This window comes from Nocardiopsis sp. TSRI0078 (assembly GCF_001905145.1).
GTDB lineage: Bacteria > Actinomycetota > Actinomycetes > Streptosporangiales > Streptosporangiaceae > Nocardiopsis.
Genome location: NZ_LWLB01000034.1, coordinates 356,115 through 368,903 on the forward strand (window position 1 = coordinate 356,115; position 12,789 = coordinate 368,903).

The 12,789-nt window shown below is 71.5% G+C and carries 10 protein-coding genes; 4 read left to right on the plus strand and 6 right to left on the minus strand.

Going from position 1 to position 12,789, the window contains the following annotated elements; translation table 11 throughout:
* Positions 1-350: 350 nt before the first annotated feature.
* Positions 351-848, minus strand: coding sequence for a methylmalonyl-CoA epimerase (mce, locus tag A6A08_RS22835; protein WP_073704670.1), 498 nt, complete (start codon positions 846-848; stop codon positions 351-353).
* Positions 849-934: 86 nt separating this feature from the next.
* Here mce and A6A08_RS22840 point away from each other — a divergent pair, with 86 nt between their 5' ends.
* Together A6A08_RS22840 and meaB are read left to right on the plus strand one after the other, a co-directional pair.
* On the plus strand, positions 935-2,122 hold the full coding sequence (locus A6A08_RS22840; RefSeq protein WP_073704671.1) for an acetyl-CoA C-acetyltransferase: 1,188 nt from the start codon (positions 935-937) through the stop codon (positions 2,120-2,122).
* A gap of 303 nt (positions 2,123-2,425) precedes the next feature.
* Positions 2,426-3,382, plus strand: a complete 957-nt coding sequence (gene meaB, locus A6A08_RS22845; RefSeq protein ID WP_073704672.1) for a methylmalonyl Co-A mutase-associated GTPase MeaB — start codon at positions 2,426-2,428, stop codon at positions 3,380-3,382.
* Positions 3,383-3,436: 54 nt separating this feature from the next.
* Here the strand turns inward: meaB and A6A08_RS22850 are convergent, their stop codons facing one another.
* From A6A08_RS22850 to A6A08_RS22860, 3 genes are all read right to left on the minus strand, one after another.
* Entirely contained in the window at positions 3,437-4,243 is an 807-nt protein-coding gene (locus tag A6A08_RS22850) for an alpha/beta fold hydrolase (RefSeq protein ID WP_073704673.1), read from the minus strand.
* Positions 4,244-4,447: 204 nt separating this feature from the next.
* A complete protein-coding gene (locus A6A08_RS22855; RefSeq protein ID WP_073704674.1) occupies positions 4,448-6,400 on the minus strand; it encodes a glycosyl hydrolase family 18 protein in 1,953 nt (650 codons plus the stop codon).
* 315 nt (positions 6,401-6,715) lie between these two features.
* A complete protein-coding gene (locus A6A08_RS22860) occupies positions 6,716-8,404 on the minus strand; it encodes a glycosyl hydrolase family 18 protein (RefSeq protein WP_073704675.1) in 1,689 nt (562 codons plus the stop codon).
* A gap of 566 nt (positions 8,405-8,970) precedes the next feature.
* On the opposite strand from A6A08_RS22860, the gene A6A08_RS22865 reads away from it, so the two are divergent.
* Complete coding sequence (locus A6A08_RS22865; RefSeq protein WP_073704676.1) at positions 8,971-9,492, plus strand: MarR family transcriptional regulator; 522 nt, start codon at positions 8,971-8,973, stop codon at positions 9,490-9,492.
* 74 nt (positions 9,493-9,566) lie between these two features.
* Positions 9,567-11,297, plus strand: coding sequence for a methylmalonyl-CoA mutase (locus A6A08_RS22870; RefSeq protein ID WP_073704677.1), 1,731 nt, complete (start codon positions 9,567-9,569; stop codon positions 11,295-11,297).
* Positions 11,298-11,367: 70 nt separating this feature from the next.
* On the opposite strand, the gene A6A08_RS22875 is transcribed toward A6A08_RS22870, so the two are convergent.
* Positions 11,368-11,541, minus strand: coding sequence for a DUF397 domain-containing protein (locus tag A6A08_RS22875; protein WP_073704678.1), 174 nt, complete (start codon positions 11,539-11,541; stop codon positions 11,368-11,370).
* Positions 11,538-12,314: a helix-turn-helix transcriptional regulator gene (locus A6A08_RS22880; RefSeq protein ID WP_073704679.1), complete on the minus strand. Its 777-nt coding sequence runs from the start codon at positions 12,312-12,314 to the stop codon at positions 11,538-11,540. Before A6A08_RS22880 ends, A6A08_RS22875 begins: the two co-directional genes overlap by 4 nt.
* Between the last annotated feature and the right edge of the window lie 475 nt (positions 12,315-12,789).

Here is a 12,789-nt window from a genome sequence, read left to right on the forward strand (position 1 = left end):
CGGGTCCGGGGCGGCGAACCGGGAGGATGGGGCCAACGCGACGGGCTTTGCGCGTCCCTGACCGCCTCCGAGGCCGTCCGCGTGCGCCCTGTCACCTGACACGGCGGTACGGCCGACCCGGCTCGACTACCGAACTGCAAGACATGGACCAGAGCCGGAACGGTGAATCCGGCAGCTAGCCGACTTTATCAAGCGCCGAACCCCTGGGAAGAGGGTTTCGGGTAACTTCCGGTGGCCTCTGTGCCCGACCACGCACATGACCCTCAACCTGTGATGTGTCCGGAACGCCCCCGTGACGTGTTTTCGGCGGCTTCGTGCGGCGATGCCGCCCGCCCCGGCCCCGGGCTCCGCTACTGGTGGGCGCTCTGGACCAGCTCGGTGAGCACGCCCCCGCAGTCCTTGGGGTGCAGGAAGACGATCCTGGATCCGGCGGTCCCGGCGCGGGGCTCGGCGTCCAGGACGCGCACGCCGTGTTCTCCGACACCCGCCGCGCTGCGGGCCACGTCGGCGGTCCCGAAGGCGAGGTGGTGGACGCCCTCGCCGTTGCGCGCCAGGAACTTCGCCACGGGGGAGTCCTCCCGGACGGGTTCCAGCAGCTGCAGGTACGTGGCGCCGCCGTCGTCGGTGCCGTTGATCCGGAGCATGGCCTCGCGCACGCCCTGCTCCTCGTTCACCTCCTCGTGGGCCACCTCGAACCCGTACGTGGACCGGTAGAACGCGATCGAGGCGTCGAGGTCATGGCAGGCGATCCCCACGTGGTCGAGCCGGGTCAGCCCCGAGAACGGCACGGGGCCGGGGGAGGGGGGCGGGTCGGTGAACTCGCTGGCCGAGTGCGGTGCGTCACTCATGGGGTGAACCTCCCGGGGATCGCTGACGGCTGTGTGGGTATCGTTGCAGACCAGGTGCGTCACCCATCACTTGGAGGCCAGTTACGATGCCCGGTTCCGTCATCGTCGGTGGGGCTCGGACCCCCACCGGCAGACTCCTCGGCTCCCTCGCCGGGTTCTCCGCCGCCGACCTCGGCGGCTTCGCGATCAAGGCCGCGCTGGAACGCGCCGGTATCAGCGGCGAACAGGTCGGATACGTGGTCATGGGACAGGTGCTCCAGGCCGGCGCCGGACAGATCCCGTCCCGCCAGGCCGCCGTCAAGGCGGGTATCCCCATGAGCGTGCCCTCGGTGACGATCAACAAGGTCTGCCTGTCGGGCCTGGACGCCATCGCCCTGGCCGACCAGCTCATCAGCGCGGGCGAGTTCGACGTGGTGGTGGCCGGGGGCATGGAGTCCATGACCAACGCGCCGCACCTGCTGCCCAAGTCCCGCAAGGGCTACAAGTACGGGTCGATCGAGGTCCTGGACGCGACCGCGCACGACGGCCTGACCGACGCCTTCGAGGGCGACTCCATGGGCGCCTCCACCGAGCGCCACAACGGCAAGCTCGGCATCGGGCGCGAGGAGCAGGACGCCTTCGCGGCCCGCTCCCACCAGCGCGCGGCGGCCGCCGCCTCCGCCGGACGCTTCGACGCCGAGATCGTCCCCGTGGAGATCCCGCAGCGCAAGGGCGACCCGGTCGTCTTCTCCGCGGACGAGGGCGTCCGGCCCGACACCACCGCCGAGAGCCTGGCCAAGCTCCGCCCGGCCTTCGACAGCGAGGGCACGATCACCGCCGGCTCCTCCTCCCAGATCTCCGACGGCGCCGCCGCCGTGGTCGTGATGAGTCGTGCCAAGGCCGAGGAACTGGGCGTCCCGGTCCTCGCCGAGATCGGCGCGCACGGCAACGTCGCCGGCCCGGACAACTCGCTGCACTCCCAGCCCTCCAACGCCATCAACCACGCGCTGACCAAGGCCGGGAGGTCGGTGGAGGACCTGGACCTGGTCGAGATCAACGAGGCCTTCGCCTCGGTGGGTATCCAGTCGACCCGGGACCTGGGCGTCTCGGAGGACATCGTCAACGTCGACGGCGGCGCCATCGCGATCGGACACCCGATCGGCGCCTCCGGGGCCCGGATCGCCCTGCACCTGGTCTACGAGCTGCGCCGCCGCGGTGGCGGGCTCGGTGCCGCGGCCCTGTGCGGCGGCGGCGGCCAGGGCGACGCCCTGCTGTTCACGGTGCCCGCCGAGTAACGCGGCACGCGCCCGGGTGGCCAGGCCGCCCCGGTGCCCCCGGGTGACGGGGCGCCGGGTCCGGGCCACCGGGCACCCGCGGCCGCCGGAGCCGGTTCCCGGCGGACGGCGGCCGCCTCCCCGCGGCCCGGGCCGCGGGCACCGGGAGATCCCCGACCGCCCGCGTGGCACGTCCGTGCGGGAGACCCGACCCGAAGAAAACGTGTACCCGGGAGAGCCCCGGGAAGCACGACGCACCTGACAGCCGCGGGGCGGGGGCCACGAGCCCTCGCCCCGCCCTGCTTCGCTACACCGAGGAGTCACATGGACGCCCCCCGACTGGTCGAACGGGTCCGCGGGGGTGACCGCCGGGCGCTGGCCCGCGCGATCACCCTGGTCGAGAACGGGTCCGAGGAACTGCGCGAGATCATGGCGGGCCTGGCTCCGCACACCGGCCGCGCCCGCGTGGTGGGCTTCACCGGATCCCCGGGGGTGGGCAAGTCCACCACCACCAACGCCGTGGTGCGCGCGGCCAGGGCGAAGGGGCTGACCGTGGCCGTGCTGGCCGTGGACCCCTCGTCGCCGTTCACCGGCGGCGCCCTGCTGGGCGATCGCGTGCGGATGCAGGAGCACGCCACCGACCCGGGGGTGTTCATCCGCTCCATGGCCAACCGGGGCCACCTGGGCGGGCTGTCCTGGGCCACGCCGCACGCGCTGCGGGTGCTGGACGCGGCCGGGTTCGACGTGATCCTGGTGGAGACCGTGGGCGTGGGCCAGGCCGAGGTGGAGATCGCCGGGCAGGCCGACACGACCGTGGTGCTCTGCGCTCCGGGCATGGGTGACTCGGTGCAGGCCGCCAAGGCGGGTGTGCTGGAGGTCGCCGACGTCTTCGCGATCAACAAGGCCGACCGGGACGGAGCCAGGTCCACCCTGCGCGAACTGCGCCAGATGATCGCCATGAAGGACCGCGGCGACGAGGAGTGGAAGCCGCCGATCGTCATGACCGTCGCCTCCAAGGACGAGGGCGTCGACGAGCTGTGGGAGCGGATGGACCAGCACTTCGCCCACCTGGAGGCCGGTGGCGATCTGGCCGCGCGCCGCCGCGCCCGCGCCGGGCACGAGGTGCAGGCGATCGTGCTGGACCTGCTGCGCGCCCGGATGGGCGAGGTGGGTGACGAGGCCGGCCTGGACACGCTGGCCGGGGAGGTCGCCGAGGGGCGGCGGGACCCCTACTCGGCCGCGGAGGTCCTGGCCAAGGAGCTCGGGGCCGACATCGGCTAGTGGGCTGACCGGATCCGTTGCCGGTGTGATCGGAGTGCTCCACACCCGCAGCGGTTACGGCCGGTCCAGGACGTCGCGCAGCACGGCGGCGAAGCCCTCGGGGTCGTCGGTGAAGCCGCCGTGGCCGCCGGGGAAGGTGACCGGCGCGGTGCCGAGCAGGTCGGCCAGCGCCGCACAGGTCCGGGAGGTCAGCAGGGGACCCGAATCGGCGCCGAGTCCGACGACGACGCGGACGGGCCCCGCCTTGAGGGCGCCGGTGTCGGGCACGTACCCGGTGGTGTGCCGCAGTTCGTGGACGTAGAAGCGGGTGCTGTCGGCGAGCATCTGCTCCGAGGGCTCCTCGGCCGGCGCTTCGCCGCTTCCCCTCCTGGGGAATCCGGCGTTGGCCGCGAACCTCTCCCGGGCCGCGAACAGGCCCTCCCGGTGGTAGGTCGCGATGAGCTCCTCGGTGGCCGCGCGCTGTTCGGCGGCGTCGGGCAGCAGTTCCATCAGGGGCGGCTCGTGCGCGACGGCCGTGCGGACCCGGTCGGGGTGGCGCTGGGCCAGCGCCAGCGCGGTCACCGCCCCGCCGCTGGTCCCCAGTACGTCGGCGGAGTCCGCGCCGAGTGCGTCCAGGAGCGCGGCGACGTCGTCGGCGCGCAACTCGGGGGTGGAGTCCTGTTCCGGGTCGTTCAGGGGGCTGCGGGAGATGCCCCGGGGATCGTGGGTGAGCACGGTGCGGTCCCGCGCGAGCAGGTCGGCCACGGGGGCGAACTCCCCCGCGCCCATGGGCGCGCCCGTGAGTACGAGGACGGGCCCCTGGCCACGGACCTCGTAGTACAGCGTTCCGTCGGGTGTCTCCAGGGAGTGGGTACTTGCCACGGCGGACGCTCCTTCTCGCGCGTGTTCGTCCGGGCCAAGGATGGCAGGAACAGGCCTTGGCGGGGTGGGGACCCCCACCCCTGAGAGAAGGAAGCGGCCGGTGCGGACCGTCGCACATCGGTCCGCACCGGCCCGGGCGCCGGTGCTCCTCGGACCGGAGCACCGACACCCCTTCCGGCCCGGTGCCGCCGGACCGGGGTCGCCCTAGTCGTCCAGCGCCGTGTCGATGGCCGTCATGAGGCTGCCCTCGGCGTCGTCGCCGTCGACGGACCAGATCATGACGCCGCCGAGCCCCCGGGCCTGCGCCCAGTCGGTCTTCTGGGTCATGGAGACCTCGTCGTCGTAGGTCCAGAACGTGGAGCCGTCGTAGAGCCAGGCGGTGCCCAGCGCGTCGTCGCGGTGGAGCTCGTAGCCCTGCAGCTCCTTCAGCACCTTCCAGTCGTCGATCCCGGCCTCGTAGCTGCCGGGGGCAGGACCGGTGGCGCTCTGGAAGAGGCCGTCACCGTTCGGTCCGGGCTCCACACCGGTCCAGCCGCGCCCGTAGAACGGCACGCCCAGGACCATGTCGGCCGGGTCGACGCCGCGGTCGAGGTAGGCCTGGACCGTGGTCTCGGTGGAGTAGACGTCGGGACCGGGGTCGGCGGGGTGCTCGCCCAGGTTGGACTGGTGGTTGGCGACGTCCTCCCAGCCGCCGTGGTAGTCGTAGCCCTGCACGGTGATGAAGTCGAAGTCGCTCATGAGCGACGGCATCTCGAAGCCGAGCTCGATCTTCTCCGGGTCGGCGGGCAGGAAGGCGGTCAGCTCGTACTCGCGGCCGGTCTCGCCCTCCAGAGCGTCCAGCTGGTCGCGGAACTCCGCGACGAGGGCGGTGAAGTTCTCCTTGTCCTCGGGGCGGACCGTGTTGTGCTCGTGGCCCGCGGACCCCGGCCACTCCCAGTCCAGGTCGATGCCGTCGAAGACGCCGTAGGCGGACCCGGCGCCGCCCGCCCCGTCGAAGAGGGGCAGGTTGCCGCGCAGGTACTGGTCGATGCAGGAGGAGACCATGCGCTCGCGGGACTCGGCGGTCAGCGCGGCGTCGGAGAAGTGCTCGGACCAGGTCCAGCCGCCGAGGGAGATGTTGACCTTCAGGTGGGGGTACATCTCCTTGAGCTCGCGCAGCTGGTTGAAGTTGCCGCGCAGGTCCTGGCTCCAGGTGTCGGCGACCCCGTCCACGCTGTCGGCGGCGCCGAAGGAGCGGCCGTAGTCGGCCCAGGCGTCGCCCTGGCCGGGCTGGTTGGCCATGAAGCACTCGCCGCCCGCGTTGATGTTGCCGAAGGCGTAGTTGATGTGGGTGAGCTTCTCCGCGGTACCGGAGGTCACCAGGTCGTTCACGAGGTAGCCGCGGTCGTAGACGCCCCACTGGGTGAAGTAGGCGACCCGGCGGTCCCCGGGCGGGTCGGTGGGCTCGCCGCCGTCGCCCGCGCCGGTGGTGGCGGTGACGGGGGCGCTCTCCGGGCCCCGGTTGTTGGAGGTGTCGTAGGCCCGCACGGTGAACGTGTACCCGGTCTCCGGCGCCAGCCCGGTGACCGTGGCGGTGGTGCCGGTGACGGCGCGGACGACCTCTCCGCCGGAGAGGACCTCATAGCCCGCGATCCCCACGTCGTCGCTCGCGGCCGTCCACTCCAGGGACGCGGTGGTGGAGGTCGTGCCGGTGACGGTCAGTCCGCCCGGCGCGGCGGGCGGCTCGGTGTCCTCCCCGCCCGGCTCGCCGGAGCAGGGGTTGCCGTTGAGCGCGCAGTCCACGGGCGCGGTGTCGCCGCCTCCGTGGGTGCCGTTGAACCCGATGGAGTAGCTGCCGCCGGCGGGGACGGCGGCGCCCCACGAGGGCGGGGTGATGGTGTACGTGTCGCCGGACCGGCTGAGGGTGGCGTTCCACAGGCTGGTGATCGCCGCGCCGGAGGGGAGCCCGATCTCGATGCTCCAGTCCGAGAGCGGGGCGTCCGAGCCGTTGCCGATGGTGAGCTGTCCGCCGTAGCCGGTCTCCCAGCGGCTGGTCTCCACGTAGGTGACGGTGACGCCGGTGGTGTCGGCGGCGGCGGGAACGGAGGAGAGGGCGATGGGTAGGGCGACGACCGCGGCCGCCAGGGCCGCGATCCGGTTTCTGAGTCGTGCTCTCACTGTTGCTCCTGGTGCGTGAGCGGGTGTGGGGGTTCGCCTTCCGCCGCGGCGGGGCGGCGGATCGGCTGCGGGGTGTGCGCCCGAGGAGTCCGGTGTCCTGAGCTGACCGGTACCGGTTCTCGGCGGCGCGCGTGAGAGGTGCCGTACGCGTGCTGGGGGCATGGCGCGGTGTCCCGGGGGTCGGGGGGAGGGAGTGGGGGCCGGCGCGGACCGTCGCACATCGGTCCGCGCCGACCGTGGCGGCGGTGCTCCCCGGATCAGAGCACCGGCGCCGCTCGGGCCCGGTCCGGAAGATCCCCACCGGACCGGGGGCCTTCAGTCGCTCAGCGCCGTGTCGATGGCCGCCATGAGGCTGCCCTCGGCGTCGTCGCCGTCGATGGACCAGATCATGACGCCGCCGAGCCCCTGGGCCTGCGCCCAGTCGGTCTTCTGGGTCATGGAGACCTCGTCGTCGTAGTTCCAGAGGGTCTCGCCGTCGTAGATCCAGGCGGTACCGGCCTCGTCGTTGCGGAGGAGCTCGAACCCGCCGGAGGCGGCCTTCTCCTTCAGCACCTTCCAGTCCTCGGTGCCCGCCGCGTAGGTGCCCTGCGCGGGGCCCGTCGCGGCCTGGAAGAGGCCGTCGCCCTCGGGGCCGGGCTCCACGCCCGTCCACCCCTGTCCGTAGAAGGGGACGCCCAGGACGAGCTTGCCGGGGTCCACGCCCCGGTCCAGGTAGGCCTGGAGGATGAGCTCGGTGGAGATCACCGGCTCCGGGTCGCGTGCGTCGACGACCAGGTTGGACTGGTGGTTGGTCGTGCCCTCCCACGTGCCGTGGTAGTCGTAGCCCTGCACCGTGACGAAGTCGAAGTTGGGCATGAGCCGGTCCAGGTCGTACCCGGCGTCCAGGCGCCACCCGCCGGCGGGCATGAACGCGGTCAGCTCGTAGTGGCGGTCGGTCTCCTCGCCGAGCTCGTCCATCTGGTCGCGGAACTCCTGCACCAGGGCGGTGTAGTTCTCCTTGTCCTCGGGGCGGACCGTGTTGTGCGGGTTGCCGCCGGAACCGGGCCACTCCCAGTCCAGGTCGATGCCGTCGAAGACGCCGTAGGCGGCGCCCTCACCGCCCGCACCGTCGATCTCGGGCAGGTCGCCGCGCAGGTACAGGTCGATGCAGGAGGAGACCATGCGCTCGCGGGACTCGGCGGTCAGCGCGGCGTCGGAGAAGTGCTCGGACCAGTTCCAGCCGCCCAGGGAGACGCTGACGACCAGCTCGGGGTACATCTCCTTGAGTTCGCGCAGCTGGTTGAAGTTGCCGCGCAGGTCCTGGTGCGGGTCGTCGGCGACGCCGTCCACGCTCTCCGCGGCGGGGACGGTGTGCCCGTAGTCGGCGAGGGCGTCGCCCTGGCCGGGCTCGTTGCTCATGAAGCACTCGCCGTCGGCGCTGACGTTGCCGAAGGCGTACTGGATGTGCGTGAGCTTCTCGGCGCTGCCGCTGTCCACCAGGTCCCGGACGTGGTAGTCGCGCTCCTTGGCGCTCCACTGGGTGTAGTAGGCGACGCTGAGGCTGTCGTGGGAGGGGCCCTCACCGCCTCCGGCGCAGGAGGAGCCGTTGACCAGGCAGTCCACCGGCTCGGTGGCGCCGCCGGAGTGCAGGCCGTTGAAGCCGAAGGAGTAGCTGCCGCCGGCGGGGATGTCGGCGCCCCAGTGCGGCGGGGTGATCGTGTAGCCCTCGGGGGTGCCCGCGAGCGTGGCGTTCCACAGGTGGTGGATGCTGCTGCCGTCGGGGAGCGCGAACTCGACGGTCCAGTCCCCGACGGGGGAGTCCGAGGTGTTGTGGACGGTGATCTCGCCGGTGTAGCCGGTGTTCCACCGGGCCGACTCCGTGTAGGCGGCCGTGAGGCCGGAGGCGGCGGTCGCCTGGACGGGGGCCTCCTCGGCGGCGGCCGGGGGCGTGGCCAGCGCCAGCGGGGCGAGCAGCACGGTGGCCGCGGCGGCCGCGAGGCGGGTTCTGAAACGCGGTGCTCTCACGTCGGGGCATCTCCTGGTGCGTGAGCGGGGGTCGGGGGGATGTGTCGGTCGCCGCGCCGTGGGCGGGTGGGACGGTCTGCGGTCGGACGACCGCGCAAAGCGGCGGTCCGCGGCCGGGTCGGCGCCCTCCTGGGGAGGTGTTCCACGGGCCGGGTGAGGACGGGCGGTCACTCCTGTGCTTCTGACGTGGGGGGATAAATTTTTAGGAAACTTAACTAATAATTCCGGGTGCCGTCAACGCCTGCGCCGGAACTTTCGGGGATCCCCTCGGTCGGTGCGCGGACTTTCCGGGAGTTCCCCGGTGCCGGATCCGGATTTTCCGAGTTGGCGGGGTGGACCGGATTCCGCTGTCGGCATCTGTCCCCTTGTGGCCACGGAAAAGTCTTGCCTTCTTTCCGGTCGGCTGTTAAGGAGGTCGTCCTCGCCCGCGTGCCCGCCGCCCCGCCCCCTCGAGGGGTGCCCGGCGCGTCGCGCCTGCTTGACGGGCGCGCCGTGCTTGTCCCGGGATGCCGGATTCGGCGAGGGCTGTGCCGACCCCTGGCTAGAGTGGCGGCGTGGGTAATCCGTTGAATCTTCCGTTCGACCCGATCGAGCGCGCACACGAGAACTGGACGCGCAGATGGGGGGCCTCGCCCGCGATGGCCGCGGTCACCTCGGTCATGCGCGCGCAGCAGATCCTGATCGGGGAGCTGGACGGAGCCCTCAAGCCGTTCGGCCTGACCTTCGCCCGCTACGAGGCGCTCGTGCTGCTCACCTTCAGCGGCTCGGGTTCCCTGCCCCTGGGCAAGATCGGTGAGCGCCTCATGGTGCACCCGACCAGCGTCACCAACACCATCGACCGGCTGGAGGGGCAGGGCTTCGTGCGCCGCCTCCCCAACCCCAGCGACGGTCGCGGCGTGCTGGCCGAGATCACCGACTCCGGGCGCCGGGTCACCGAGGAGGCGACACAGGCGCTGCTGTCCATGGACTTCGGCCTGGCCTGCTACTCCGACGAGGAGCTGTGGCGCATGCACGAGATGTTCACCCGGCTCAGGGTGGACTTCGGGGACTTCCCCGAACCCGTCTCGGGAGCCGCCGAGGGCCGCTGACCCGCCCGTCGCGCCCCGAGGCGCCACGGGCGCCCTCGCTGTACATCATTACTTGGACGTCCTACTATCTCGGTATGGCGAACACCACGAACGACCCCACCAACGGCGGCGGGGCCGGGGAGATCGAGGCCGGTCGAGAGCGCTGGCAGCGCCGCTACGACTCCGCGCGCACACGCGACGCCGACTTCACGACCCTGTCCGGACGCACCCTGGAGCCCGTCTACGGGCCCCGGCCCGGTGCCGAGGTCCCCGGTTTCGAGCGCATCGGCTGGCCGGGGGAGTACCCCTACACGCGCGGCCTCTACGCCACCGGCTACCGCGGCCGGGCGTGGACCATCCGCCAGTTCGCGGGGTTCGGCAACGCGCGGCAGACCAACGAGCGCTACAAGATGATCCTGGCCTCGGGCGGGGGCGGGCTCTCGGTCGCCTTCGACATGCCCACCCTCATGGGGCACGACTCCGACTCCCCCCACGCGCTGGGCGAGGTGGGCCACTGCGGCGTGGCGATCGACTCCGTGGCCGACATGGACCTGCTCTTCGACGGGATCCCGCTCGGCGAGACCACCACCTCCATGACCATCAGCGGTCCGGCCGTCCCCGCCTTCTGCATGTACCTGGTGGCGGCCGAGCGCCAGGGGGTGGACATCCGGACCCTCAACGGCACGCTCCAGACCGACATCTTCAAGGAGTACATCGCCCAGAAGGAGTGGCTGTACCCGCCCGAGCCGCAGCTGCGGCTGATCGGCGACCTCATGGAGTACTGCGCGGAGAACATCCCCGCGTACAAGCCCCTGTCGGTGTCCGGCTACCACATCCGCGAGGCCGGCGCCACGGCCGCCCAGGAGCTCGCCTACACCCTCGCCGACGGCTTCGGCTACGTCGAGCTGGGCCTGTCCCGGGGACTGGACGTCGACAGGTTCGCGCCCGGCCTGTCCTTCTTCTTCGACGCGCACATCGACTTCTTCGAGGAGATCGCCAAGTTCCGCGCGGCCCGGCGCATCTGGGCGCGCTGGCTGAGGGACGTCTACGGCGCCAAGACGGAGAGGGCCCAGTGGCTGCGGTTCCACACCCAGACCGCCGGGGTCTCCCTCACCGCGCAGCAGCCCTACAACAACGTGGTGCGCACCGCCGTGGAGGCCCTCGCGGCCGTCCTCGGCGGCACGAACTCGCTGCACACCAACGCCCTGGACGAGACCCTGGCCCTGCCCACCGAGCAGTCCGCCGAGATCGCCCTGCGCACCCAGCAGGTCCTCATGGAGGAGACCGGGGTGGTCAACGTCGCCGACCCGCTCGGCGGCTCCTGGTACCTGGAGTCGCTCACCGACGAGCTGGAGGCCGACGCGGAGCGGATCTTCGCCCAGATCATGCGCATGGGCGGGGGAGAGGGGGCCGAGCACGAGATCGGCCCCATGACCTCCGGCATCCTCGCCGGCATCGAGAACGGCTACTTCAGCTCCGAGATCGCCGAGTCCGCCTTCCAATACCAGCAGGCGCTGGAGAAGGGCGACAAGAAGATCGTGGGCGTCAACTGCCACACCAACACCGTCTCCGGCGAGCTCGACATCCTCAAGATCAGCCACGAGGTCGAGCATGAGCAGAAGCGGGTGCTCGGCGAGCGCCGCTCCCAGCGCGACGGTGCCGCCGTGGACCGCGCCCTGGCCGCCCTGCTGGAGGGCGTGCGCGCGAACGACCGCAACCTGATCCCGCTGATCATGGACGCGGCCCGCGCCGAGGCCACGCTCGGCGAGATCTGCGCGGCCATGGGGGAGGAGTTCGGGACCTACACCGAGGACCCGAGGTTCTGACCGTCCCGAGGCCGTGACCCGGGGGCGGGGCCCCGCCGGAAGTCCTCCGGCGGGGCCCCGCCCTGTCAGCTCAGACGGCGTCCGCGTGGGTGGTCAGGGTCACCCACTGGACAAGGGGGAAGGACAGACAGCCCGAATCGGGGTGGACGGAGTCGCGTACTTCCGTCCAGGTCTCGTGCTCCCGTACCTCGACGCACTGTCCACCCGTGCTGCTGTAGCTGGACTTGTGCCATTCACCGGTCACGCGCTCAACCCCTTGAGGACCTGCACTGACTGATCCGGGGGAAGCGCACTGCCGAGGGCGCGTTTCACCAGCTCAGACAGCCGGTCGAATCCGATTCCTTCGTCGTAGAGGACGTTACCGGAAACGTGGTCGCTGGAGGCGACGCGCGACCCGTCCACGAGTCGGCACAGGAGCAGCGGGGAGGTGATCCCGATCAGGGCCGAGCCCTCCGGCACGAGGTGGAGGCGGACCTTCCCGCCTCCGGCCAGTGAGACCAGGTGCGAGGCCTGTTCGCGCCGTACGTCGTCGGAGACACAGATGAGCGCGCTGTGGGGGAACACCGCGACCACCTCGGGGTCGTTCCGCTTGCGCAGGCGCTCGTAGCGGGCGCAGCGCATGGAGACGAGGTGGTCGATCTCGGCCGGAGGGGCGAGCGGCTGCCCGTGCTCGAAGACGATCCGCGCGTAGCCGGGGGACTGCAGGAGCCCCGGGACCAGGACGGGGGAGAGGAACTCGATGTGGACCGCCTCCTCCTTCAACCGCCAGAGGTCGCGCATCCACGGCGGGAGCGCGGAGCCGACGGTCTGCGTCTCCCATACCTTCAGGAGCCGGCCGGACGCCTGAAGGACTTCGTCCAGCTTTTCCACATGATCCCGTTTTGGGGTGTTCTCGCCGGATTCCCATCTGCACAGGGACGAGGAGGACGTGCCGAGCCGGGCCGCTAACTGCCTCTGTGTGAGGCCTCGGAGCTCACGCCACTTCGTGATCTGGGAGGGGAAGGGGGATTGCACCATGTCCCAGATCGTAGCGACAGAATTGCATTCGGTACCACGCCTTTGAGGATACGCCGCAGAAGCTCGCGGGACACGGAATGCGGCTTGCAGACTCTGGTGGTGAAGGACGGGGCCGTGGTGCTCCGTGATGCTTCACTGTGCTCCGATCGAACCTTGTACGGGGTGATGGGCGGCGTCCGCCGACGGAGCACACCGTTCCTCCGCGGACCCCTCGCTCCTTCGGTGACTGCTCTGACAGCGTGCGTGCGGCTGTGGGGCGGCCCGACCGGTACGGACACCGCGGGCGACCGCGGAGCACACCCGCCTGTGCTCGCGTCCGCCGGTGAGCGCGGCGCTGCCGCACCGGGCGGGACACGGACCACTCCGGACCCGCCGGAGTGAGAGCTCCCCTTCCCGGGGAGGAGCCTCAGGAGGGGCTGAGGCGAGGAAGGGGAAGGGCAGGGGCCCGGAAACGGGGGTCGGGCCCCTGCCCGCG

Bases quoted from the DNA above. Each gene is read 5' to 3' on its own strand.
- A6A08_RS22870 (WP_073704677.1), top strand. From the start codon at position 9,567: ATGGCGAACACCACGAACGACCCCACCAACGGCGGCGGGGCCGGGGAG.
- A6A08_RS22880 (WP_073704679.1), bottom strand. From the start codon at position 12,314: ATGGTGCAATCCCCCTTCCCCTCCCAGATCACGAAGTGGCGTGAGCTC.
- mce (WP_073704670.1), bottom strand. From the start codon at position 848: ATGAGTGACGCACCGCACTCGGCCAGCGAGTTCACCGACCCGCCCCCC.
- A6A08_RS22840 (WP_073704671.1), top strand. From the start codon at position 935: ATGCCCGGTTCCGTCATCGTCGGTGGGGCTCGGACCCCCACCGGCAGA.
- meaB (WP_073704672.1), top strand. From the start codon at position 2,426: ATGGACGCCCCCCGACTGGTCGAACGGGTCCGCGGGGGTGACCGCCGG.